Origin of the sequence: Rhodovulum strictum, from assembly GCF_009649175.1 — a bacterium.
Lineage (GTDB): Bacteria > Pseudomonadota > Alphaproteobacteria > Rhodobacterales > Rhodobacteraceae > Rhodovulum > Rhodovulum strictum.
This window is the reverse complement of sequence record NZ_WJPO01000015.1, coordinates 64,389-86,630: the sequence shown is the minus strand read 5'-3', so window position 1 is coordinate 86,630 and position 22,242 is coordinate 64,389. Positions and strand designations below refer to the sequence as shown.

Sequence of the window (22,242 nt, the reverse complement as noted above, 5' to 3'; positions counted from 1 at the left end):
CCATGACCACCTCCCTCTCCGAAAGGGAACCACAGCCCCAAACAAAGGGGAAGCCCGTTTATGAGTTCAGAACCTAGCGCTGGATGCTTTCCAGCCAGCGCGCGATGGCGGCGATCTCGGCGCTGGTGCGGATCTCCTCGCCCGAGGGGGCAGTCAGCGCAACCGCCTCGCCGCGCAGCGAAAAGCCGTATAGCGGCATTGGCCCGCCATGCCCCGCAAGCGCGGTCCGCCCGTCGATGACGGCGATCACCCTTGCCAGCGGAAAGGCGCCGCCCTGATCCGCGGCCAGAAGGGACAGATCGGGCATCGCCACCGTCAGGATCGCGGCCATCGGCCCGTCACCGCGCGCGGCCAGCCCATGGCAGGTCGCGCAATGGGCGCGGAACAGCGCAGCACCCGAGGGCGGCTCGGCGGCAAGCGGCGCAGCGGCAAGGCAAAGGGCAAGCGCGGCAGACGGGATGCGCATGGGCGGCCTCCTTGGCGTCGGACCCAAGCCTAGCGCCCTGCCCGGCAACGACGCCTTGACCGGGATCAAGCGCCGATCACGCTTGACGATCCCCGCCCCACGTCAGAGATTCGCCCCATGGCGCGGGATCTTGGCGAACTTGAACATCTGCTCGACGCGGCCGAAACGCTGTGCGAGATTCAGGCGCGGCGTCCCGCCGTGGCGCAGTTCCACAGCGAGACGGCGCTGTTTGCCGATGGCCGGACGGCGATCTTTCGCGGCCGCTACAACGGCGCATCAGCGATGCTGACGCTGTTTCAGGGCGAAGGGCATGTGGACCGGGCACGCCGACGCAAGCGCGATCTGGAACAGCTCGGGGCGGCGCTGGCAAACGAGCGGTTCCGCATCGCCCCGCTGGTCGCCGCCTGGCCCGGCGAAGGCCTCACCCTCACCGCCGATGTCGCGGGCGAGCGGCTGGACACCGCGCTGGCGCTGGCCACACCCGCCGAACGCGACGCGCTGATCGCCGAGGCGGGGGCATGGCTTGCCCGGATCGTCGCCGAAGCGCACCGCCAGGCGGTGTTCGGCGGGCGGCACTGGGTTCGCAACGCCGACCGCGCACTGGCGCGGACCAGCGGGCGCGAAGACCGCGCACTGGCGCGCGACCTTGCCACCCGGCTCGAGGCGCTGCTGCCGACCGTCGCGGGCAAGCCTGTGACCCAGGCCCATTGCCATGGCGATTTCCGGCCCGCCCATCTGGTGCACAGCGGCGATGTGCTGTGCGGGGTCGCCATGCAGGGCGCCCATTGGCAGCCGGTGGTGCGCGACCTCGCGCGCTTCGTGGTCGATCTGCACCTGACCCACCCCCGGCCCGGCGGACAGCGCCGGTTCGGCGTCGACGCGGATGATATCGCCGCCCTGACCGCGCCGCTGACGCAGCTTGAACGGCCTGAACTGGCCCTGCACCTGCCCTTCTTCATCGGTATCGAACTGGCCGAGTGGATGGGCCGGGCCGACCTTTCGCCCGACCGCGCCGCCCTCGTCCGCGAGGCGATTGCCCATTTCCTCGAAGGCAATGGCGCGCCCCTGATCTGAGCGCGACCGCCCCTTCTTCTTGGTCAAAATACCCAAACGCACCCGCACCGGCCAAGACCACGGCCGGGCCGGTGCGCGGGCGGTCAGACGAGCCGCCCCTCCTGAAGGTGTAGGACACGATCCATGCGGGCGGCAAGCTCCAGGTTATGTGTCGCGATCAGCGCCGCCAGCCCGGTGCCGCGCACCAGTTCCATCAGCGCGGCAAAGACCCGGTCGGACGTTGCAGGGTCGAGATTGCCGGTGGGCTCGTCGGCCAGCAACAGCCGCGGGCCATTCGCGAGCGCCCGGCAGACCGCGACGCGCTGCTGTTCGCCGCCCGATAGCGCCGCCGGGCGATGATCGGCGCGCCCCCCCACCCCCATCCGCTCCAGCAGCGCGCGCGCGCGTGCCTCGGCCTCGGCCCGGGGGCGGCCATCGGCCAGTTGCGGCAGCACGACATTCTCGGCCGCGGTGAATTCGGGCAGCAGGTGGTGGAACTGGTAGACGAAGCCGATATCGGCCCGCCGCGCCGCCGTGCGTCGGCGGTCCGAGGCCGCGCCCATCTCCTGCCCCGCGATCCTGACCGAACCCGCATCCGGCTTGTCCAGCAGCCCCGCGATATGCAGAAGCGTGGACTTGCCCGCCCCAGACGGCGCGACAAGGGCCACGACCTCGCCCGGTGCGACGCTCAGCGAGGCGCCGGACAGCACCCGCACCTCGCCGGGCGTGCCGGGATTGTAGCGTTTCTCGACGCCGTCGAGCAGCAGCGCCGGGTCACTCATAACGCAGCGCCTCCACCGGGTTCATCCGTGCCGCGCGCCGCGCCGGAAAGATCGTGACGACAAAGGACAGGCCCAGCGACAGCACCACCGCCGACAGCACGTCCCGCGCCTGAAGCTTGGCGGGCAACTCATAGATGCCGCGGATCGAGGGATCCCAGACCCCGCCGCCCGCGACATAGTTCACCGCCGAGAAGATCGGGTCGATCCAGATCGCGAACAGGCAGCCGAGGATCACGCCGAAGAATGTGCCGATCAGCCCCACGAAAGCGCCGCAGATGAAGAAGACGCGCAGCACCGCGCCTTCGGTCAGGCCCATGGTGCGCAGGATGCCAATATCGCGCCCCTTGTTCTTGACCAGCATGATAAGGCCCGAGACGATGTTCATCGCCGCGATCAGGACGAGGATCGACAGGATGATGAACATCACGTTGTCCTCGATATCGAGCGCGCGCAGGAACGCCCCCGAGGCGTCGCGCCAGGTCCAGAGCAGAACCCGTTCGCCGCCCGCGCGCAGCAAGGGCAGCGTCATCTCGTCGATCCTCTCGGGATCGGCGACCATGACTTCCAGTTCGTCGGCCACGCCCTCGCGGTTGAAATAGCCCTGCGCCTCTGCAAAGGGCATGTAGATGCGGGTGCGGTCGATGTCGTAGCGGCCCGCCGAGAAGACATAGACGATTTCATAGGCGTTGACGCGGGGGCTGGTGCCGAACGGGGTCTTGACCCCCTCGGGCGAGATCAGCCGGATCCGGTCGCCCACCCCCACCCGCAATTCGCGCGCCACGCCCGAACCGATGGCGATGCCTTCGGAAAACCGCGCGATATCGCCCTGCGCGGTCTCGGGATCGGCGATGCGCGGAATCGTGGCCAGATCCTCGGGCGCTATGCCATAGACCTCGACCCCGGAATTGCCCGAACCCGAGGCCGCCATCACCTGCCCGCGGACCAGCGGCGCCACGCGGGTCACGCCGGGCACCGCGCGCAGCCGTTCGGCCATCGCCTCGTAATCGGGGATGGTGCGGCTGGCCACGCCCTGCTCGTCGAACTGGGTCGAGGAATAGACCGTAACATGGGCATTCGCGCCCAGAATCGTATCGACGAACTCGGCGCGGAAACCGGCGCGGACAGCGAGCGTCGCGATCAGCGCGAAGACGGCCAGCGTGATGCCTATCAGGCTGATCCAGGTCATCACGCTGACGCCGCCCTCGGCGCGACGCGCGCGCAGGTAGCGCCAGGCGATCATCCATTCGAACGGGGCAAAGGGGGGAGGGGTCCGGGCCAAGGGTCCATTCCGGTCGGTTGCGCGGGCGGACAGTGGTCGGGCAGCGCGGCAGCGTCAAGCGACAAAACGGGTCCGTCCCGCGCATCGGCCGCCAGGGCATCCCGGCGGCCGGGTCGTGCTGTCGGGGATCAGGCCGCGCTGGCCGGAACCCGGACCTGATGGCGCGGCGGCTGCATCTGGATCTCGCCCAGCGTGAAGGTCGCGTAATGACAGGTCAGTTCCGTGCCCGCCGGAATGTCCCAGCGCGCGATGCCGTGAACCTGATCGGAGAAATCAAGGTTCGGCTCGTCGGCATGGTTCATGAACCGGCCCTCGTCGCATTCGAGGATGATCCTGCTCGGGTCGGTCCAGTCGGGATAGGAATAGCGTTCGAGGAACTCGCGCACATGTGGCTCGACGCTGTCGAGGATGCTGGCGGGATAACGGATGTCCAGCACCGGGTCGAACCGCCAGACATTCTGACCCTTGCGTATGTCGTCACGGCAGAAGACGCCGAGTCCTTCGATCTCGGACGGGGCGAGGTAGCAGCGCACTGTCATCATGCGCCTGTTTCCTTCTGAAGGGCCGGGCCGCCAGCCGGGATGTCGAAGGTGACTTGCGTCAGCGCGTGGCGGCGCGCGCAACAGGCGAGAGTGAAGCAACGCGGCAGAAAATCAATGGCCAGGATGGGGGGACGTCCGGGCATCGGCGGAAAGCGCGCGCTGCCGCCCGGGAACAGGTCCGGGCCAGCCGCTGGGCCAGCCCGGACAGGGAACGGATCAGAACCGGTGGGTCAGCGCGACCCGGGCCGCGGTCATGTCGGTCTTCATGTTGGTATAGGGCACGTCGAGATCGTAATCGCGCTTGCGGAACCCATAGCGCATGACCTCGCCCCGCAGGTTCCAGCCATCGGCGACGGGGCGTTCCACACCGACGCCCGCGACCCAGCCCTTGACCCTCTTGTCGTCCGAATGATCGCCGCCCAGCGAATCCTGCGCGGTCAGGTCCACCTTGGCCGTCGCTGCCCCGGCGGTGGCATAGATCAGCGTATCGGCCGCCACCACCCCGGCGCGTGCCCGGACCGAGGCCAGAGATTTCACCTCGGCACTGCACGGGCGCAGGTTGCAGGTGCCGGTGCCATCCATGTTCGTCTTGGCGATATCCGCCTCGACGCCGTAAACCAGCGCGCCCGTCGAAGCAGTATAGCCCACAAGGGCGGACCCGATCGCCCCCTTGGCGTCGGGCATTTCGAGACTGGTGCCCTCCTGGCCGGTCTCGGCATTGCCCTTGCCGATGCCGAAGCCGAAATAGGCGCCGTCAAAGGCCGACTGGGCCTGCACGGCTTCTGCCGTCACGGTCAGGGCAAGGCCCGCCGCGACAACCAGTGATGCGGTATTCATTCCAATCTGCTCCTGCGTGATCTGCCTCGATGGCCCTTGTCCCGGACCTGATCGAGCCGTTAACCGCTTTTCGATCCGCAGGCAAATCCGATCTTGCCGCATGGCGCCTTTTTCCCGGGCTCCAAAAGGTTGCCCGGGAAAGAGGCAGGATGCGGCGTCGCTCAGAGCCAGGTGTGGAAGCTGGATTTCGCCATCGGTTCCCAATGCGGGGCGGTGTGGGGGGCGTAGATCTCGGCCACGCGCGCCACGGCCGCCTCGGGGGACATCTCCTCGCTGGTGCCGGTGCGGCGGCAGGTCAGTTCGACCACGCCCGATTTCAGCCCGCGCGGGCCGACTGTGATCCGCCAGGGCAGACCGATCAGGTCCATCGTCGCGAATTTTGCGCCTGCGCGTTCCTCGCGGTCGTCATAGAGCGGTTCCAGCCCCTTTTCGGCCAGCGCCTTGTAAAGCCCGGCGCAGGCGGCGTCGGCCTCGGCATCGCCCTGTTTCAGGTTGACGATGCCGCAATGGAAGGGGGTCACGCCCTCGGGCCAGATGATGCCCTGCTCGTCATGGTTGGCCTCGATCAGCGCGCCGACCAGACGCGACACGCCGATGCCGTGGCTGCCCATGTGGACGGGCAAGCGCTCGCCCTTGTCATTGGTGACGGTGGCGCCCATCGGCTCGGAATACTTGGTGCCGAAATAGAAGATCTGGCCGACCTCGATGCCGCGCGAGGATTTGCGCCGCTCGGCCGGGATCTGGCCATAGATCGCCTCGTCATGGGTTTCGTCGGTGCGGGCATAGGGGGTGGTCCATTCCCTGACGATCCCGGCGCATTCCGCCCGGTCGTCATAGTTCACGGCCCGATCCCCCAGTTTCAGATCGAGGATGGCGCTGTCATAGAACACCTCGGACTCGCCGGTCTCGGCCAGCACGAGGAATTCGTGGGTGTCCTCGCCGCCGATGGGCCCGCTATCGGCGCGCATCGGGATCGCCTTGAGGCCCATCCGCTCATAGGTGCGCAAATAGCTGACCATGTGCCGGTTATAGGCGTGGATGGCGGCATCGTAGTCGATGTCGAAATTGTAGCCGTCCTTCATGTAGAATTCGCGCCCGCGCATCACGCCGAAGCGGGGGCGGATCTCGTCGCGGAACTTCCACTGGATATGGTAAAGCGTCAGCGGCAGATCCTTGTAGCTGCCGACATGGGCGCGGAAGATGTCGGTGATCATCTCCTCGTTGGTGGGGCCATAAAGGATGTCGCGGCCGTGGCGGTCCTTGATGCGCAGCATCTCCTCGCCGTAATCGTCGTAGCGGCCCGACTCGCGCCACAGATCCGCCGATTGCAGCGTCGGCATCAGCATCGGGATATGGCCTGCGCGGATCTGTTCCTCGTGCACGATCTGCTCGATCCGCTTCAGCACCTTGAAGCCCATGGGCAGCCACGAGTAGATGCCCGCGGATGCCTGCTTGATCATGCCCGCGCGCAGCATCAGCCGGTGGCTGGCGATCTGGGCCTCGGCGGGGGTTTCCTTGAGCACCGGCAGGAAGTAGCGGGACAGGCGCATTTTCGACCTTTTCCTCGTGAATTCGCGTTCCCGACCCCTTATGTCATCGCGCAGGACCAGACAAGCGCCGCGCGTCTGGCCAAAGGCGTGCGGGGCCGGGCGACCGGGCGCAGAATCAGGAGGGGCGGATGGCGCTGCCGGTGCGGGAACAGGTGACCTATTGGGGGATCGCGGCGGCGGTTTTCCTGGGGCTGTTATGGGTTCTGGGCGATGTCATCATGCCCTTCATCGTGGGCATGGCGGTGGCCTATTTCCTCGACCCCGTGGCCGACCGGCTGGAGCGGCTGGGGCTGTCGCGGGCCGGTGCGACGGTGGCGATCACGGCGGGCGCGGTGGTGATCTTCGTGGCGATGGCGCTTGTGGTGCTGCCGACGCTGATCCAGCAGGCGATCAGCCTGGCCAATACCGCGCCCGAGATCGCGCGCCATCTGCATGGCTTCATCATCGAGCGGGTGCCCGCGCTGAACGACAATGCGTCGGCGCTGTCGCGCACGCTGGCGGGGATCGGCGACACGGTGCAGGCGCGCGGCGTCGAACTGCTGAACGGGCTGATCACATCACTGGCCAGCGTGGTGAACGTGGTGCTTCTGCTGGTACTGGTGCCGGTCATCACCTTCTACCTGCTGCTCGACTGGGACCGGATGGTGGCCCAGATCGACCGGCTGTTGCCGCTGGACCATGCCCCCGTGATCCGCAGGCTGGCGAGCGAGGTCGACCGGACGCTGGCGGGTTTCATCCGCGGCCAGGGCACGGTCTGTCTGATCCTCGGCATCTATTACGCCGCGGCGCTGAGCATCCTGGGGCTGAAATACGGGCTGGTCGTGGGCTCTGTCGCGGGGCTGATCTCGTTCATCCCCTATGTGGGCGCCATCGTGGGCGGTGCGCTGGCAATCGGGCTGGCGCTGTTCCAGTTCTGGGGCGAATGGTGGTTCATTGCGGGCGCGGCGGCGATCTTCGTTCTGGGCCAGATGATCGAGGGCAATGTGCTGACGCCCAAACTGGTGGGCAGTTCGGTGGGGCTGCACCCGGTCTGGCTGATCTTTGCGCTGGCGGTCTTCGGCTCGATCTTCGGCTTTGTCGGCATGCTGGTCGCGGTGCCGGTGGCGGCGGCGCTGGGGGTGCTGATGCGGTTCGGGATCGCGCAATATCGCGAGAGCAGGCTTTACCGCGGCCTCGAGGCGCTGAAGGACGGGTCCGCAAACGACGAGGATGCCGCCTGACATGGCCCGCCAGTTGATCCTTGACCTGCACGTGCGGCCTGCGCGGGGGCGCGAGGCCTTTTTCGTGGCACCCGCGAATGCCATCGCGGTGGCGCAGGTCGAGGACTGGCGCGGTTGGCCGGGTGGCAAGCTGCTGCTGATCGGCCCAGAGGGCGCGGGCAAGACCCATCTGGTTCATGTCTGGGCGGAACTGACCGGCGCGCCGGTCGTGCAGGCCGCGGATCTGGCGCAGGCCGATCTGCCCGCGCTGGCGGCGGCGGGTGCCGTGGCCATCGAGGATGCCGACCGGATCGGTGGCGATGGCCCTGCCGAAACGGCGCTGTTTCACCTGCACAACCTGCTGGCGGCGGGGGGCGGCGCGCTGTTGCTGACCGCGCGCGGTGCGGCGCGGGACTGGGCGCTGGCTCTGCCCGATCTGGCCAGCCGGATGCAGGCCGCCGCCACGGCGCAGCTGAACCCGCCCGATGACGCGCTGCTGGCCGCAGTGCTGGTCAAGCTGTTTGCCGACCGCCAGTTGGCGGTCACACCGCAACTGATCGGCTATCTGGTCGGGCGGATGGAACGCTCTTTCGCCGCCGCTGCCGAAACCGTCGCCGCCATCGACCGCGAGGCGCTGGCGACCGGCCACCGGCCGGGCATCCGGCTGGCCCGCACGGTGCTGGACAAGACCGCCTCGCTGGCCCGATAACTGTCACTCAGCCGTCATAACCCCCATTCATAAGCGCCGCCATGACCCAGGCCGATTTCCTCAAAGCCCCCTTCCCCCTGCCCGTCGAGATCCCCGAGCCGCAGCGCACGGGACCGAAGCGGTTCTTCAACCGCGAACTCAGCTGGCTTGGCTTCAACTGGCGTGTCCTCGAAGAGGCCGACAACCCGCGCGTGCCCCTGCTGGAGCGGGTGCGCTTCGTGTCGATCTCGGCCACCAACCTGGACGAGTTCTACACCGTGCGCGTGGCGGGCCTGCGCGAACTGGCGAAGAAGGGCAACACCACGCCCGCCGCCGACGGGCTGGTGCCGGCCGAACAGCTTGTGCTGATCGACCGCGACGCGCGGCGGCTGTTGCAGGCGCAGCAGGCCAGCTGGAACCGGCTGAAGAAGCTGATGGAAGAAGCCGATATCCACCTTCTGACGCGCTCGCGCCTGACCAAGGCCGACCGGGCCCATCTGCGCGAACATTTCCTGCACAAGGTCTTTCCGATCCTGTCGCCGCTGGCCATCGACCCGGCGCATCCCTTCCCGTTCATCCCCAATACCGGCTTCTGTCTGGCCTTGCAGCTTGAACGCGAGCGCGACGGCCAGCCCTTGCAGGCGCTGTTGCCGATCCCGCATCAGATCGCGCGCTTCATCCGGCTGCCCGCGCGCGAGGGGCAGGCGCGGTTCCTGCCGCTGGAGGAATTGCTGCTGGTGCATCTGTCCTCGCTGTTCCCGGGCTACCGGGCGGTCGGAAGCTGTACCTTCCGCGTGCTGCGCGACAGCGATCTGGAGGTCGAGGAAGAGGCCGAGGATCTGGTGCGCGAGTTCGAGGTGGCGCTGAAGCGGCGGCGCCGGGGCGAGGTGGTGCGCATGAAGATGACCTCGGGCGCGCCCGAGGAGCTGCGCTCGGTCATCATCCGCGAGTTGCACATCACCGAAGAGGACGTGATCGAGGTGCGCGGGCTGATCGGGCTGGCCGATCTCAAGGAACTGGTGATCGACGACCGGCCGGATCTGCTGTGGAAAAGCTTTACCCCGCGGGTGCCCGAACGGGTGCAGGACCACGAGGGCGACATGTTCGCCGCGATCCGGCAGAAGGACATGCTGCTGCATCACCCCTATGAAACCTTCGACATGGTGGTGCGCTTCCTGCAACAGGCCGCGCGCGATCCCGATGTGGTCGCGATCAAGCAGACGCTGTACCGGACCTCCAAGAACTCGCCCATCGTCGAGGCGCTGTGCGAGGCGGCCGAGGACGGCAAGTCGGTGACGGCGCTGGTGGAACTGAAGGCCCGCTTCGACGAGGCTGCCAATATCCGCCAGTCGCGGCGGCTGGAACGCTCGGGCGCGCATGTCGTCTATGGCTTCATCAACTACAAGACCCACGCCAAGATCAGCACCGTGGTCCGGCGCGAGGGCGAGAACCTGGTGACCTATACCCATTACGGCACCGGCAACTACCACCCGATCACCGCGCGCATCTACACGGACCTGTCGCTGTTCACCTGCGACGCGGCGCTGGGCCGGGATGCGACCAAGGTGTTCAACTATATCGGCGGCTATGCCGAGCCCGACGGGCTGGAAAACCTGTCGATCTCGCCACTGTCGCTGAAATCCACGCTGTTGCAGCGCATCGCCGAAGAGGCCGGGCATGCCCGCGCCGGGCGGCCTGCGCGGATCTGGGCCAAGATGAACGCGCTGATCGAGCCCGACGTGATCGACGCGCTTTATGCCGCCTCGGCCGCAGGGGTAAAGATCGACCTGGTGGTGCGCGGCATCTGCGGGATCAGGCCCGGCATCAAGGGGTTGTCCGAGAATATCCGGGTCAAGTCGATCATCGGCCGGTTCCTGGAACATTCGCGCATCGTGTGCTTCGGCAACGGCTTTGGCCTGCCCTCGCCCAAGGCACGGGTCTACATCTCGTCGGCGGACTGGATGGGGCGCAACCTCAACCGCCGGGTGGAAACGCTGGTGGAATGCACCAACCCCACCGTCAAGGCGCAGATCGTCGATCAGGTCATGGCCGCGAACCTGGCCGACGAGGCGCAAAGCTGGGTGATGCAGCCCGATGGCAGCTTCGTGCGCGCCAAGGCCGGGCCAGAGGCGTTCAACTGCCACCGCTTCTTCATGGAGAACCCCTCGCTTTCCGGTCGTGGCACGGCGGGGGCGGCCGATGTACCGCAACTGGCGAACGTCGCCGATTGACGGCGGAGGGCCGGCTTGGCAGAGTCCGAACACGCCACGGGCGAAAGGCAGCAGATGGACGGCAGCGGCGACGACCGCCCCGACGCGTGGGAACCCTTTGGCCGCCCCCTGTTCGGCGGCCCTGAATCACGGGCGCTGTCGCGCGTCGGTGTCGTCGATATCGGGTCGAACTCGGTGCGGATGGTGGTGTTCGACGGCGCCGCCCGCAGCCCGGCCTATTTCTTCAACGAGAAGGTGATGTGCGCGCTGGGCGAGGGGCTGGGCCAGACCGGGCGGCTGTCGCCCGAGGGGCGCAGGCGCGCGCTGTCGGCGCTGAAGCGCTTTGCCATGCTGGGCGAGACGATGGGCACCGGCCCCCTGACCGTGGTCGCGACCGCCGCGATGCGCGATGCCGAGGACGGTCCCGACTTTCGCCGCCAGATCGAGCGCGAGACCGGCCTGCGCCCCTGGGTGATCGACGGCGCAGAGGAGGCGCGGCTGTCGGCGCAAGGCGTGCTGCTGGGCTGGCCCGGCGCCGAGGGGCTGGTCTGCGATATCGGCGGCTCGTCGATGGAACTGGCCGAACTGAGTGGCGGCCGGGTCGGGATGCGGCGCACCTCGCCGCTGGGGCCGCTCAAGCTGAAGGACATCAAGGGCGGCAAGAAGGGGCTGACGCAGTTCATCGCCGACGAGATCGAAACACTGGCGCACGGCATGGACCTGTCCCGGGGGCGGCTGTTTCTGGTGGGCGGATCGTGGCGGGCGATTGCGCGGCTTGACATGGAACGGCGCGGCTATCCGCTGACGGTACTGCACGAATACCGCATGACGCGCAAATCGCTGGCCGCCACGCTCGACTGGATCGAGACCGTCGGGATCGACGCGCTGCGCACACGCACCGGCACCTCGATCGACCGCATATCGCTGGTGCCCATCGCCTCGCTGGTGCTCAGGCGGCTGGTCGCCCGGCTGAAGCCGCGCGAGATCGCGGTGTCGGGCTATGGCATCCGCGAGGGGCTGTTGTACGAACAGATGCCGGCCGAACTGCGCGCCCGCGATCCGCTGGTCGAAGCCTGCCGCTTCGTCGAGGCAAACGCGGCCCGGTTTCCCGGCTTCGGCAAGCGGCTTTACAATTTCGTGCTGCCGCTGTTCGGCGCTGCGGGCCCCGAGAAGCGGCGGCTGATCAAGGCGGCCTGCCACCTGCACGACACCGCCTGGCGCGCGCATCCCGATTACCGCCACGAGGTCTGTTTCGACACCGCGACCCAGGCCAATCTGGGCGGGCTGGAACATTGGGAACGGGTGTTCCTCGGCGTCTCTCTGCTGCACCGCTACAAGAACAGCCGCGCGGGCAGCCGGTTCGAGCCGCTGTTCGCGCTGCTCGATCCGGTCCAGATGCAGCAGGCCGAAGTGCTGGGCAAGGCTATGCGCTTTGGCGCGATGTTCTCGTCGGATGCGCCCGACACGCTGGCCGAGTTGCGCCATTTCCCCAAGAAGAAGCGGCTGGAACTGGTGCTGGACGCCCGCGCCGAGCCGCTGTTCGGCGAGGTGGCAGAGGCGCGCTTTGCCTCGCTGGCCAAGGCGCTGGGGGTGGAAACCGGGGTACGGGTGCGGCGGTCCTAGATCTCGATGTCCTCGGTCGGGGGCACGGGCGGCGCGTCGGGCTTGCGGCGGATGATGATATCGCCATTGGGCAGCCGCTCGGGCATCTGGTAGGCGTCGAAATCGTCCACGATCTCGATCAGACGGCGCAGCGCGGGTTGCATCGTCTCGGCCAGATCGCGCAAGGCCGGTTCCAGTTCGTCCCCGAGCCCCCTGAACAACAGCCGCATCCCCTGCCCCAGCAGGTCCATCCCCTCGCGCAGATTCGCCTCCGGCGCGGTTTCGGCCTCCTGCGCGGCGGTGGGGCCGAACGCGACGAGGGCGGCCAGGCAAAGGGCGGCGATCCGGGTCATGGCCGAGAATATAGACCCGCAGGGGTATAGGATCAAAGCTCGATATCGAGACTGACCGGGAAATGGTCGGAGGCCGCCAGCAGCGCCTCGCGCAGTTCGGGCACGCGGTAAAGGTCGGGGTCGTCGAACGGGTGCCAGATGCGCCAGGCCGGGCGGCGCGCACGCAGGTCGGACGAGATCATCACGTAATCGAGCAGGGCCGACAGATAGTGCCGCTCGGACTGGATGTAGAACCGGGCGGTGGCGGGCTGGGCGGCGGACCGGCCGTGCTGCGCCTGTCGTGCATGGGGGTCGTAAAGCCGCATCTCGCGCGGCACGTCCAGCCCCATCACGATCTCGACCCCGGAACGGCCGAAGAGCTTTTCGTATTCGTCAAGCCCGGGGCCATCGTTGAAATCGCCCAGCACGATCAACGGTTCGCCCGCGGCCAGATGCGCCTCGATCCGCTGGCGCAGCCAGATGCATTGCGCCATCTGCTTGCGCCGGTTCTGGATCGAGATCCGCATCACCTCTTCGGGCGTCGAGGCGCCGTAGGGGGCCTTGGACTTCACATGCACCCCGATCATGCGAAAGGCGAAGCCCTGCGCGCTTTGCACCGCCAGTTCCAGCGGCGGCCTGGAAAAGCGGATCAGGTCGGCCGCACTGTCCACATCCAGATCCCAGCGGAACACTCCGTCAAAACGCGGCGCCTCGGCCGAGCCCTTCTTGCCGGTCGGATCGCCCTGCGGGTCGTGGCGCGGGCTGAGCCGGTCGGGATCGTAGAGTAGCGCGATTTCCTGCTGGCTGTCAGAGGTGAAGCCGATCAGCACCCGCCGCGCACGCAGACCCATCACTTGCGCGAAATTCTCAAGCGCCGTGACGGTCGAGCGGCGGCCGGTATCGTCGGGCGCCTCGACCACCAGAACCGCATCGGCATCGAGCGCGGTAAAGACGATGCCCAGCGCCTCGATCTGCTGGTGCCGGGTCACGCCGGTACGGCCCGAGGGTGCATCGTCGTCCAGAAGGTTGCCCTGATCGTCGAACAGCGCGTTGAACCATTCGACATTGTAGGTGGCGATCCTCATGGCCGCCTCATGCCGCGCGCTCCTGCACGATCTGTTCCCAGGCGGCATTGACCGCGATCAGCCGCCGCTCGGCCAGGTGGATCGCCTCTTCGGGCACGCCGCGGGCATGCATCCGGTCGGGATGGGTCTCGCGCACCTCCTTGCGCCAGACCTTGCGGATGCTGTCGAGATCGTCGCCGGGGTCGACGCCAAGCACGGTATAGGGATCGGGCGCGGCATCGGGCACGAACCGGGCGCGCAACGTGCGGAACTGCGCCTCGCTGAGGCCAAAGGCTGTGGCGACGCGGGCAAGAAAGGCGTCTTCGGCAGGGTGATACTTGCCATCGGCCAGCGCGATGAAGAACAGCCCCTCCATCAGATCGCAGAGCGGTTCCTTGCGGCCGCGGAACATGCGGCGGATGCGGCGGGCATATTCCTCGAACCCGGCCACGTCCTGACGGGCCAGATCGAAGACGCGCGCGGCATTGGCCTCTTCCGAGGGCGGGATGGTAAAGACCTCGCGGAAGGCCGCGACCTCGTTGCGGGTCACCTGCCCGTCGGCCTTGGCCATCTTGGCGCCCAGCGCGATGACCGCGATGGTAAAGGCCACGCTACGCTCGGGCGGCGTGCGCAGACGGTCGAAGACCGTGGCCAGGCTTTCGCCCTTGGCAAGCGCAGAGACGGCGGCAGAGATGCGGGACCAGAGCGACATGGCCGCGAGACTAGCGCGCCGCGGCGCCCATGTCAGGTGCGGCGGAAAGGATCTTCTGCATCAGCACCAGATCGAGCCAGCGCCCGGCCTTGAACCCCACCTGCGGCAGGCGGCCGACCTCGGCATAGCCCAGCGCGGCATGAAAGCCGATGCCGGCGGGATTGGCAGCACTGACAGCGGCGATCATGGCATGCGCGCCTGCACCGGCGGCATGGGTTTCCAGCGCCGCCATCAGCGCCCGGCCCAGCCCCCTGCCCCGGGCCGCAGGCGCCAGCAGGATCGTGTGCTCCATCGCGCGGGCATAGCCATCGCCCGGGCGGAACTGGGCATAGGTGGCAAGGCCCAGGATCGCCGCGCCCTCGGCAGCGACGAAAAAGCCGTGGCCCGCGGCGGTCCGGGTCACGATCATCTCGGCAACGCCTTCGGGCGTCTTCCGGGCGGAATGAAAGATGATCGGCGTGTCGCGGATGATCGGGTTCCAGATCGCGGCCAGCGCGGCGGCATCCCCGGGCATGGCAGGGCGGATCGTCATTCCAGCGCGCGCCGGCCGGAGGGCGTGTCGATCAGCGCGCGCAGCGCGGGCAGAGGGGCCTGGTGAACCGCGATCCGGGGATCGTCGATCAGGCCGCGCAGCGCGAGGCGCAGGGCCTCGGCACGCGGATGGTGCAGTTCCAGCGCGGCCAGGCGGCAGCCGGTTTCGGGCAGAAGCCCGGCGGGATGCGCCGCCCCCTGCCAGTCGATCAGCGCGGGAAACAGCCCGTCAAAGGGCAGACGCCCGTCCTCGGGCACGGCCATGCGCCAGCGCAGATCGCCGCGGGCAAGATCCATCGGCCTGCCGCTGCCCGTCGGCGCACGGGCCAGCGCGGCCTCCAGATCGTCGCAGCGCGCGATCCAGTTCGTCAGCCGCGGCGGCCCGGCAAAGCGGTCGAGATCGAACCAGCGGGGGCGACCGGGCGCAGGCGCCTCGGGGTCGATGGCGATGACCTCGAGATAGAAGCCGGGTCCAAGGCGCAAGAGCCGGTTATGGGTGCCCATCGCGGCATGGCGGCCACCGGGAGCAAGCCGCACCCCGAGGCGGTCCTCGACCATGGCCACGCCCGCCTCAAGCGTCCCGGCACTGAGGGCGAGGTGATCGAGGCTCAGCATCGGCGGGGGCGCTCCTTTCGGTCGGGTCGCGTGCATGTGATCCCCGCCGGGGCGGGGATGCAATGGCAAGCCGACACCCGACGCAGCGACGCCGCCGCCGGGGCCGTCATGTCAGGCCCGTGCCTCGCGGATCAGGCGCAGGATGTCGCTGGCGGCGGCCGGGATGTTGGTGCCCGGCCCGAAGATCGCCTTGACGCCTGCGGCCTTGAGGAAATCGTAGTCCTGCTGCGGGATCACGCCGCCGCAGATCACGATGATGTCCTCGGCCCCCTGCGCCTTGAGCGCCTCGATCAGCTTGGGCGCCAGCGTCTTGTGCCCGGCGGCCAGCGACGAGACACCGATCACATGCACGTCGTTGTCGATGGCATCCTGCGCAGCCTCTTCGGGCGTCTGGAACAGCGTACCGACATCGACATCGAAACCGATATCGGCAAAGGCCGTGGCGATCACCTTGGCGCCGCGGTCATGGCCGTCCTGGCCCATCTTGACCACCAGCATCCGCGGACGCCGCCCCTCGACCTCGGCAAAATCCTCCACCGCCTTCTGGATCGCGGCAAAGCCCTCGTCGCCCTCATAGGCGGCGCCATAGACACCCGACAGGGTCCTGACCTCGGCGCGGTGCCGTCCGAACGCCTTTTCCATCGCCATACTGATCTCTCCCACAGAGGCCCGCGCCCGGGCGGCCTCGACCGCGAGGCGCAACAGGTTGCCCTGACCGCTTTGCGCGGCCTGTTCCAGCGCCGCAAGCGCCCCGTCGCAAGCGGCCTGATCGCGGGTGGCGCGGATGCGCTCCAGCCGCGCGATCTGCGCCTCGCGCACCTTCTGGTTGTCGATTTCCAGAATGTCGATCGGATCCTCTTTCGCCAGCCGGAACTTGTTGACGCCGACGATCACCTCGTCGCCGCGATCGACCGCGGCCTGCCAGCGCGCGGCGGCCTCCTCGATCCTGAGCTTGGGCATGCCCGAGGCCACCGCCTTGGTCATGCCGCCCATCGCGTCGACTTCCTCGATCAGCGTCCAGGCGGCGTCGGCCAGATCGGCGGTCAGTTTCTCGACGTAATAGGAACCCGCCAGCGGATCGACGACCTTGGTCACCTTGGTCTCGTTCTGAAGGATCAACTGGGTGTTGCGCGCGATCCGGGCCGAGAATTCGGTGGGCAGCGCGATCGCCTCGTCAAAGCTGTTGGTGTGCAGCGACTGGGTGCCACCAAGAACCGCGCTCATCGCCTCATAGGCGGTGCGGACGATGTTGTTGTAGGGGTCCTGTTCCTGCAAGCTGACGCCCGAGGTCTGGCAATGGGTGCGCAGCATCAGCGAGCCGGGATTCTTCGGGTTGAATTCCGACATGATGCGGTGCCACAGGAAGCGGGCGGCGCGCAGCTTGGCGATTTCCATGAAGAAATTGGTGCCGATGGCGAAGAAGAACGACAGTCGCCCGGCAAAGGCATCGACATCGAGACCCCGCTCCAGCGCCGCCTTCACGTACTCCTTGCCATCGGCAAGGGTGAAGGCCAGTTCCTGCACCAGGTTCGCGCCCGCCTCCTGCATGTGGTAGCCCGAGATCGAGATCGAGTTGAACCGCGGCATATCGGTCGAGGTGTATTCGATGATGTCGGCGACGATCCGCATCGAGGGTTCGGGCGGATAGATATAGGTGTTCCGCACCATGAACTCTTTCAGGATGTCGTTCTGGATCGTGCCCGACAGAAGCGCGCGGTCCACGCCCTGTTCCTCGCCCGCGACGATGAAGCTGGCTAGGATCGGGATCACCGCGCCGTTCATCGTCATCGAGACGCTGACCTGATCCAGCGGGATGCCGTCGAACAGGATCTTCATGTCCTCGACGCTGTCGATGGCCACGCCCGCCTTGCCGACATCGCCCACCACGCGGGGATGGTCGCTGTCATAGCCGCGGTGCGTCGCCAGGTCGAAGGCGACGCTGACGCCCTGCTGCCCGGCGGCCAGCGCCTTGCGGTAGAAGGCGTTCGATTCCTCGGCGGTCGAAAAGCCCGCATATTGCCGGATCGTCCAGGGCCGCCCGGCATACATCGTCGCGCGCACGCCGCGGGTATAGGGCGCGGCGCCCGGCAGGCTGCCCATATGCGGCAGGTCGCGGATATCGTCCTCGGTATAAAGCGGCTTGACGGGGATGCCCTCGGGCGTGGCCCAGGTCAGGTCGTCGGGGCTGCGGCCGCGCAGTTCCTTTGCGGCCGTCTCGGCCCAGCTCTTGGTCTTGTCCGTCATGGCATCGTCCCTTTTCGTCTCGTTCCCCCGCCCGCGGGCGGGTTCAAGCTTCGCTTTCCGTTCCGGCGCGCCTATATCTGATCGCGACAGGAGGGTTCATGAAAAAACGTCTCGTATCTCTTGCACTTGCCGCCCTCGTGCCGCTTGCCCTGACCGCCGGCGCGATGGCGGAACTGACCGGGCTTGAACGCTGGCAGGCGGACCATGCGACGGTTCTGGACGCGCGCGAGGTCACCCCGGCCGAGTTCCAGTGGATCGCCCGGCCGGTGGTGGTGTTCGCCGACAGCGAGGCCGATCCGCGCTTTGCCCAGCAGATGGACCTGCTGACCGCGCGGATCGAGGAACTGGCGATCCGCGATGTGGTGGTGATCACCGACACCGACCCCGCCGCCCGCAGCGCGTTCCGCCAGGCGCTGCGCCCGCGCGGCTTTGCGCTGGTGCTGGTGGCCAAGGACGGCAACGTGATCCTGCGCAAGCCCACGCCCTGGGACGTGCGCGAACTGACCCGCTCGATCGACAAGCTGCCGCTGCGCCAGCAGGAGATCCGCGACCGCCGCGGCACCGCATCGGACTGAGCCCGGCCACGGACCGCCCCGGCACGCCCGAAAGGCGCGGGATATGGGGCGGCCCGGGGGATCATTCAAACTCCATGATCACATCGTCGACGGCGAGGCTGGCGCCGGGGCCGGCCTTGATGCTGGCGACGATGCCCTTGCGCTCGGCGCGCAGGATGTTCTGCATCTTCATCGCCTCGACCACGCACAGCGCCTGGCCTTCCTGCACCTCCTGGCCCTCTTCCACGTCGATCGAGACGATCAGGCCGGGCATCGGACAGAGCAGGAATTTCGAGGTGTCGGGCGGCAGTTTCTCGGGCATCAGGGCGGCAAGTTCCGCCTGGCGGGGGGTGAAGACCGCCACCTTCATGTCGGCGCCGCGATGGCGGATGCGGTAGCCGTTGGGCGACTTGCCGACCTTGAGCACCAGCGGCACGCCGTCGATATGCAGCACCGCCAGCGGGTTGCCCGGCGTCCAGTCGGATGTAACGCGATGCGCGTCGCCCTCGGCGAAGCGCACGGTCGAGCCCTGGCGGTCGGCGTCGATTGTCAGCGCAAAGCGTTCGCCCTGGGCGACCACCACCCAGTCGCTGCCGACCTTGCGTTCGTGGTTGTCCATCGTACCCGAGATGCGCGCGCGCCGGATTTCAGCGACGCGGAACATCGCCGCCGCGGCGGCAGCCACCCGGCGCAGTTCCTCGCGCGGCAGGCTGACGCCTGCGAAACCGTCGGGATATTCCTCGGCGATGAAGGCGGTGGTGATGTTGCCCGAACAGAAGCGCGGATGTTCCATCACCGCCGACAGGAAGGGCAGGTTGTGGCCGATGCCCTCGACCTCGAAGGCGTCCAGCGCGGTGCGCATCTCGTCGATGGCCTGGTCGCGGGTCGGCGCCCAGGTGCAGAGCTTGGCGATCATCGGGTCGTAATACATGCTGATCTCGCCGCCCTCGTAGACGCCGGTATCGTTGCGCACGATGGCCGCGTCATGCGCCGATTCCGCCGGGGGCCGGTAGCGCGTCAGCCGCCCGATCGAGGGCAGGAAGTTGCGATAGGGGTCTTCGGCGTAAAGCCTGCTTTCCATGGCCCAGCCGTTCAGCCTGACATCGGCCTGCCCGAAGGAAAGCTTTTCGCCCGCCGCCACGCGGATCATCTGTTCCACAAGGTCGATGCCGGTGATCAGTTCGGTGACGGGATGTTCCACCTGAAGCCGGGTGTTCATTTCCAGGAAATAGAAATTGCGGCTGCCATCGACGATGAATTCGACCGTGCCCGCGCTGGTATAGCCCACCGCGCGCGCCAGCGCGCAGGCCTGTTCGCCCATCGCCTTGCGGGTCGCCTCGTCAAGGAAGGGGCTGGGGGCTTCCTCGATGACCTTCTGGTTGCGCCGCTGGATCGAGCATTCCCGCTCGCCCAGATAGAGCGTGTTGCCATGCTTGTCGGCCAGAACCTGAATCTCGATATGGCGGGGTTGCGTCACGAATTTCTCGATGAAGATCCGGTCGTCGCCAAAGCTGTTCGCCGCCTCGGCCTTGGACGCCTGAAAGCCCTCGCGGGTTTCCTCGTCGGTCCAGGCGATGCGCATGCCCTTGCCGCCGCCCCCCGCAGACGCCTTGATCATCACCGGATAGCCGATTTCGCGGCTGATCTTCACCGCCTCGTCGGCATCCCCGATCAGGCCCATATAGCCCGGCACGGTCGAGACACCGGCCTCGGCCGCCAGTTTCTTCGAGGTGATCTTGTCGCCCATCGCCTCGATCGCCGAGGCGGGCGGGCCGATGAAGGTGACGCCAGCAGCTTCGAGCGCCTCGGCGAACAGCCTGTTCTCGGACAGGAAGCCGTAGCCGGGGTGGACGGCCTGCGCGCCGCTGGTCCGGATCGCCTCCATGATCCTGTCGATCACGATATAGGACTGGTTCGCGGGCGGCGGGCCGATATGGATCGCCTCGTCGGCCATCCGCACATGCAGGGCATGGCGGTCGGCGTCGGAATAGACGGCTACCGTCTTGATGCCCATCTTGCGGGCGGTCTTGATGACCCGGCAGGCGATCTCCCCCCGGTTGGCGATCAGGATCTTCTCGAACATTTCCGTCCTTTCCAGCATTCCACCGGGCCGCACCCGCCCCGGCGCACAAACGACAAAGGGCCACCGGAGCCCGCAGCCCCGGCGACCCTGTATACCTTTCGCCCGTCAGGCCCGAAGGCCCGCCCGGTCAGATCATCTGCAGAAGCCCACGTCGTCGCAAAGCGCGCCAGCCGTGGCGCCCACGGCCGCCCCGGCAATGACATTCGTATCGAGCGCGTCGGCGACGACAGCACCACCGACAGCGCCAACCAGCGCCCGTTCGGTATCGCTTGCCATGCAGCCAGCCATGGTGCCGATGGCCGTGAGTGCGGCCAGAATCTTGATGTTTCGCATACTACTCTGCCTCCGTTCGGATTTTTGTTGCGCGCATAGTCTACTGCGAACAAACCGGAGACGGAACGGAAATCGCCCCCCCTGCGACCCAAGAGACCGTGAAGGGCAGCGCCAGAAACAGGGGTAGGCCTGACCCTAATGGGGTCAGGCCTGGGGGTTGGGGAAGGGTAACGGTAGTATCCGGACCGGCGGCGAAGGGGTGTACCACCATCGGCCCTAGAATCAGAATTCCCGAGATTTGCAAAAAAGGAAAGCCCACAACGCACGGGCGAGTGAAATTTGGCCGATTCCCGCCCACAAGCCAGATATCTGAGCGGGATCATGCCGACCCCTCGTCGCGAATGATGTCGGGATAGGCAGCGCGGGCCCGCGCCACATCGATTCTGAGAAGCGCCTCGTAACTTTCGGGATCAAATGGATCTTCGGCGGGAACGACTTCACGGCCAAGGAACCAGGACAGCCGCCCGGCATCGAGGTTTCCGCGCTCGAAGGGCTGGTCGCCAAAATGTTCCCACAAGGCGGCCAGGAACGCCTCGTCGGCGCGCCGGTCGGCATTGCGGCGGTCGGCATAGCGTTCGCGTGCGACAAGACGGGTTGCACCGTCCTTGTTCGCCCTGCGAATCGTGAACTGGAAATCGGTGCCCGGAAGGCGGCCGGGAAAGCCCCTGTGCTTCAGCATCGCGTCTCCTCCCGGGCGGGGGACGACGCGGGGGGTGTCGGGGCGGGTCTGACCCGCCCCGCGCCGGTATCAGTACTTGGTGTACTTCGGCTCGCCGACGACGGGCTCGGGCTCGACGTAGACGACTTCTTCCTGCTGGGCGCAGGCCGCGACGAAGGCCACGAGGGACAGCGCCATGAGGGCCTTGATGCTCTTGGACATCCGGAACTCCATTTTCTTGCTGGGGCCAGCTTCGCGCCGGCCACGATCACGTTGAGGGTCACTCTTTCAGAACCCACACGAATCATAGACCAATCACAAAGCTTTGCACATGCCGCATGCTGCGAAACTCCGACCTGTGACTCAAAAAGCGCAGCTTTCCGCCAAGCTGAGACTCGGCGTGCAAGATATTGCTTCATCGTCAGAAACCCTCCCATACGCAGGCCCCGTCCTCGGGGCGGAACGCCTCGAAGAACTGTGTGGCCTCGGGGTCGGGCTGTCCGAAGGGGACGGGACGGTCCATCAGCGTGATGACGATCTCGCCGATGTCGGGGCCGAACCCGGGCAGACGCGGCAATGCGTAGCTGTTGCACAGGAACTCGATATCGCCCGCGGCCAGTTCGAAGGGCATGGTTCCGCCCTCGCGCGCGATCTGCGGGGCAAGGAAGCGGAAGCGCACGGCCAGCCCCCCGGCCTCGGCCTCGCCGGTGCTGGTGTCGAACAGGGTGACCGGCTGCCCCGAGGGCACCTCGATCACCTGCGCGGCAAGGGGTGTGGCGGCAAGGACCAGCGCAAGCGCAAGGGATGACCGCCCTGCCCCGCAGAGGGGCAAGGCCAGACAGGGACTGGCTGGGATCGTCGGGATCGCATTCATCGGGCCACCTCTGTCGCGGGCCGGCGCGGGCTGC

Annotated in this window: 23 protein-coding genes; 6 read left to right on the top strand and 17 right to left on the bottom strand. The window is 67.3% G+C overall.

What is annotated here, in order from left to right:
• Positions 1–73: 73 nt before the first annotated feature.
• Entirely contained in the window at positions 74–466 is a 393-nt protein-coding gene (locus GH815_RS10855; protein ID WP_153748793.1) for a c-type cytochrome, read from the bottom strand.
• A gap of 117 nt (positions 467–583) precedes the next feature.
• Between GH815_RS10855 and GH815_RS10850 the strand changes: the two genes are divergently transcribed.
• Positions 584–1,540 carry a phosphotransferase family protein gene (locus GH815_RS10850; protein ID WP_153748792.1) on the top strand — a complete coding sequence of 319 codons (957 nt, stop codon included), beginning with the start codon at positions 584–586 and terminating at the stop codon, positions 1,538–1,540.
• A gap of 83 nt (positions 1,541–1,623) precedes the next feature.
• Here the strand turns inward: GH815_RS10850 and GH815_RS10845 are convergent, their stop codons facing one another.
• The 5 genes from GH815_RS10845 to proS form a co-directional block, all read right to left on the bottom strand.
• A complete protein-coding gene (locus tag GH815_RS10845; RefSeq protein ID WP_153748791.1) occupies positions 1,624–2,301 on the bottom strand; it encodes an ABC transporter ATP-binding protein in 678 nt (225 codons plus the stop codon).
• Entirely contained in the window at positions 2,294–3,580 is a 1,287-nt protein-coding gene (locus GH815_RS10840) for a lipoprotein-releasing ABC transporter permease subunit (protein ID WP_153748790.1), read from the bottom strand. Before GH815_RS10840 ends, GH815_RS10845 begins: the two co-directional genes overlap by 8 nt.
• A 128-nt stretch (positions 3,581–3,708) precedes the next feature.
• On the bottom strand, positions 3,709–4,122 hold the full coding sequence (locus tag GH815_RS10835) for an SET domain-containing protein (RefSeq protein ID WP_153748789.1): 414 nt from the start codon (positions 4,120–4,122) through the stop codon (positions 3,709–3,711).
• A gap of 216 nt (positions 4,123–4,338) precedes the next feature.
• The gene (locus GH815_RS10830) at positions 4,339–4,959 is read right to left on the bottom strand and encodes an outer membrane protein (RefSeq protein WP_170290337.1); all 621 of its coding nucleotides are present in this window, start codon (positions 4,957–4,959) and stop codon (positions 4,339–4,341) included.
• A 161-nt stretch (positions 4,960–5,120) separates the two neighbouring features.
• Positions 5,121–6,509 (bottom strand): proline--tRNA ligase, encoded by a 1,389-nt coding sequence (gene proS, locus GH815_RS10825; RefSeq protein ID WP_153748787.1) that lies wholly within the window; start codon positions 6,507–6,509, stop codon positions 5,121–5,123.
• A 128-nt stretch (positions 6,510–6,637) separates the two neighbouring features.
• On the opposite strand from proS, the gene GH815_RS10820 reads away from it, so the two are divergent.
• From GH815_RS10820 to GH815_RS10805, 4 genes are read left to right on the top strand one after another with little or no spacing between them, the layout of a single operon-like run.
• Positions 6,638–7,729 carry an AI-2E family transporter gene (locus GH815_RS10820; protein WP_153748786.1) on the top strand — a complete coding sequence of 364 codons (1,092 nt, stop codon included), beginning with the start codon at positions 6,638–6,640 and terminating at the stop codon, positions 7,727–7,729.
• A gap of 1 nt (position 7,730) precedes the next feature.
• Positions 7,731–8,417 (top strand): P-loop NTPase family protein, encoded by a 687-nt coding sequence (locus tag GH815_RS10815; RefSeq protein ID WP_153748785.1) that lies wholly within the window; start codon positions 7,731–7,733, stop codon positions 8,415–8,417.
• A 41-nt stretch (positions 8,418–8,458) separates the two neighbouring features.
• Positions 8,459–10,627 carry an RNA degradosome polyphosphate kinase gene (locus tag GH815_RS10810; RefSeq protein WP_153748784.1) on the top strand — a complete coding sequence of 723 codons (2,169 nt, stop codon included), beginning with the start codon at positions 8,459–8,461 and terminating at the stop codon, positions 10,625–10,627.
• Positions 10,628–10,681: 54 nt separating this feature from the next.
• Positions 10,682–12,229: a Ppx/GppA family phosphatase gene (locus GH815_RS10805; RefSeq protein ID WP_153748802.1), complete on the top strand. Its 1,548-nt coding sequence runs from the start codon at positions 10,682–10,684 to the stop codon at positions 12,227–12,229.
• Here GH815_RS10805 and GH815_RS10800 read toward each other — a convergent pair.
• The 6 genes from GH815_RS10800 to scpA form a co-directional block, all read right to left on the bottom strand.
• Entirely contained in the window at positions 12,226–12,561 is a 336-nt protein-coding gene (locus tag GH815_RS10800) for an AAA+ family ATPase (RefSeq protein ID WP_153748783.1), read from the bottom strand. The two genes, GH815_RS10805 and GH815_RS10800, sit on opposite strands and share 4 nt — an antisense overlap.
• 32 nt (positions 12,562–12,593) lie before the next feature.
• Positions 12,594–13,625, bottom strand: a complete 1,032-nt coding sequence (locus GH815_RS10795) for an endonuclease/exonuclease/phosphatase family protein (RefSeq protein ID WP_153748782.1) — start codon at positions 13,623–13,625, stop codon at positions 12,594–12,596.
• A 7-nt stretch (positions 13,626–13,632) separates the two neighbouring features.
• The gene (locus tag GH815_RS10790) at positions 13,633–14,316 is read right to left on the bottom strand and encodes a molecular chaperone DjiA (protein WP_153748781.1); all 684 of its coding nucleotides are present in this window, start codon (positions 14,314–14,316) and stop codon (positions 13,633–13,635) included.
• Positions 14,317–14,326: 10 nt separating this feature from the next.
• Positions 14,327–14,848, bottom strand: a complete 522-nt coding sequence (locus tag GH815_RS10785) for a GNAT family N-acetyltransferase (RefSeq protein WP_153748780.1) — start codon at positions 14,846–14,848, stop codon at positions 14,327–14,329.
• Positions 14,845–15,462: a VOC family protein gene (locus tag GH815_RS10780; protein WP_153748779.1), complete on the bottom strand. Its 618-nt coding sequence runs from the start codon at positions 15,460–15,462 to the stop codon at positions 14,845–14,847. Before GH815_RS10780 ends, GH815_RS10785 begins: the two co-directional genes overlap by 4 nt.
• Positions 15,463–15,573: 111 nt before the next feature.
• On the bottom strand, positions 15,574–17,706 hold the full coding sequence (gene scpA / locus GH815_RS10775; protein WP_153748778.1) for a methylmalonyl-CoA mutase: 2,133 nt from the start codon (positions 17,704–17,706) through the stop codon (positions 15,574–15,576).
• 98 nt (positions 17,707–17,804) lie between these two features.
• Between scpA and GH815_RS10770 the strand changes: the two genes are divergently transcribed.
• Positions 17,805–18,281 carry a DUF4174 domain-containing protein gene (locus tag GH815_RS10770; protein WP_153748777.1) on the top strand — a complete coding sequence of 159 codons (477 nt, stop codon included), beginning with the start codon at positions 17,805–17,807 and terminating at the stop codon, positions 18,279–18,281.
• A 61-nt stretch (positions 18,282–18,342) separates the two neighbouring features.
• Here the strand turns inward: GH815_RS10770 and GH815_RS10765 are convergent, their stop codons facing one another.
• The 5 genes from GH815_RS10765 to GH815_RS10750 all read right to left on the bottom strand — a co-directional run bounded on the left by GH815_RS10765 (position 18,343) and on the right by GH815_RS10750 (position 22,208).
• A complete protein-coding gene (locus GH815_RS10765) occupies positions 18,343–20,343 on the bottom strand; it encodes an acetyl-CoA carboxylase biotin carboxylase subunit (protein WP_153748776.1) in 2,001 nt (666 codons plus the stop codon).
• Between the two features lie 132 nt (positions 20,344–20,475).
• Positions 20,476–20,676 carry a hypothetical protein gene (locus GH815_RS10760; RefSeq protein WP_153748775.1) on the bottom strand — a complete coding sequence of 67 codons (201 nt, stop codon included), beginning with the start codon at positions 20,674–20,676 and terminating at the stop codon, positions 20,476–20,478.
• A 319-nt stretch (positions 20,677–20,995) separates the two neighbouring features.
• The gene (locus tag GH815_RS10755) at positions 20,996–21,355 is read right to left on the bottom strand and encodes a hypothetical protein (protein ID WP_153748774.1); all 360 of its coding nucleotides are present in this window, start codon (positions 21,353–21,355) and stop codon (positions 20,996–20,998) included.
• Positions 21,356–21,424: 69 nt separating this feature from the next.
• Positions 21,425–21,556 (bottom strand): hypothetical protein, encoded by a 132-nt coding sequence (locus GH815_RS19395; protein WP_279388172.1) that lies wholly within the window; start codon positions 21,554–21,556, stop codon positions 21,425–21,427.
• A gap of 199 nt (positions 21,557–21,755) precedes the next feature.
• Complete coding sequence (locus tag GH815_RS10750) at positions 21,756–22,208, bottom strand: DUF6497 family protein (protein WP_246176388.1); 453 nt, start codon at positions 22,206–22,208, stop codon at positions 21,756–21,758.
• Positions 22,209–22,242: the final 34 nt, after the last annotated feature.

Bases quoted from the DNA above. Each gene is read 5' to 3' on its own strand.
- GH815_RS10800 (WP_153748783.1), bottom strand. From the start codon at position 12,561: ATGACCCGGATCGCCGCCCTTTGCCTGGCCGCCCTCGTCGCGTTCGGC.
- GH815_RS10805 (WP_153748802.1), top strand. From the start codon at position 10,682: ATGGACGGCAGCGGCGACGACCGCCCCGACGCGTGGGAACCCTTTGGC.
- proS (WP_153748787.1), bottom strand. From the start codon at position 6,509: ATGCGCCTGTCCCGCTACTTCCTGCCGGTGCTCAAGGAAACCCCCGCC.
- GH815_RS10785 (WP_153748780.1), bottom strand. From the start codon at position 14,848: ATGACGATCCGCCCTGCCATGCCCGGGGATGCCGCCGCGCTGGCCGCG.
- GH815_RS10790 (WP_153748781.1), bottom strand. From the start codon at position 14,316: ATGTCGCTCTGGTCCCGCATCTCTGCCGCCGTCTCTGCGCTTGCCAAG.
- GH815_RS10820 (WP_153748786.1), top strand. From the start codon at position 6,638: ATGGCGCTGCCGGTGCGGGAACAGGTGACCTATTGGGGGATCGCGGCG.
- GH815_RS10815 (WP_153748785.1), top strand. From the start codon at position 7,731: ATGGCCCGCCAGTTGATCCTTGACCTGCACGTGCGGCCTGCGCGGGGG.
- GH815_RS10770 (WP_153748777.1), top strand. From the start codon at position 17,805: ATGAAAAAACGTCTCGTATCTCTTGCACTTGCCGCCCTCGTGCCGCTT.
- GH815_RS10765 (WP_153748776.1), bottom strand. From the start codon at position 20,343: ATGTTCGAGAAGATCCTGATCGCCAACCGGGGGGAGATCGCCTGCCGG.
- GH815_RS10810 (WP_153748784.1), top strand. From the start codon at position 8,459: ATGACCCAGGCCGATTTCCTCAAAGCCCCCTTCCCCCTGCCCGTCGAG.
- GH815_RS10760 (WP_153748775.1), bottom strand. From the start codon at position 20,676: ATGCGAAACATCAAGATTCTGGCCGCACTCACGGCCATCGGCACCATG.
- GH815_RS10845 (WP_153748791.1), bottom strand. From the start codon at position 2,301: ATGAGTGACCCGGCGCTGCTGCTCGACGGCGTCGAGAAACGCTACAAT.
- GH815_RS10750 (WP_246176388.1), bottom strand. From the start codon at position 22,208: ATGAATGCGATCCCGACGATCCCAGCCAGTCCCTGTCTGGCCTTGCCC.
- GH815_RS10855 (WP_153748793.1), bottom strand. From the start codon at position 466: ATGCGCATCCCGTCTGCCGCGCTTGCCCTTTGCCTTGCCGCTGCGCCG.
- GH815_RS10830 (WP_170290337.1), bottom strand. From the start codon at position 4,959: ATGAATACCGCATCACTGGTTGTCGCGGCGGGCCTTGCCCTGACCGTG.
- GH815_RS10835 (WP_153748789.1), bottom strand. From the start codon at position 4,122: ATGATGACAGTGCGCTGCTACCTCGCCCCGTCCGAGATCGAAGGACTC.
- scpA (WP_153748778.1), bottom strand. From the start codon at position 17,706: ATGACGGACAAGACCAAGAGCTGGGCCGAGACGGCCGCAAAGGAACTG.
- GH815_RS19395 (WP_279388172.1), bottom strand. From the start codon at position 21,556: ATGTCCAAGAGCATCAAGGCCCTCATGGCGCTGTCCCTCGTGGCCTTC.
- GH815_RS10780 (WP_153748779.1), bottom strand. From the start codon at position 15,462: ATGCTGAGCCTCGATCACCTCGCCCTCAGTGCCGGGACGCTTGAGGCG.
- GH815_RS10755 (WP_153748774.1), bottom strand. From the start codon at position 21,355: ATGCTGAAGCACAGGGGCTTTCCCGGCCGCCTTCCGGGCACCGATTTC.
- GH815_RS10795 (WP_153748782.1), bottom strand. From the start codon at position 13,625: ATGAGGATCGCCACCTACAATGTCGAATGGTTCAACGCGCTGTTCGAC.
- GH815_RS10850 (WP_153748792.1), top strand. From the start codon at position 584: ATGGCGCGGGATCTTGGCGAACTTGAACATCTGCTCGACGCGGCCGAA.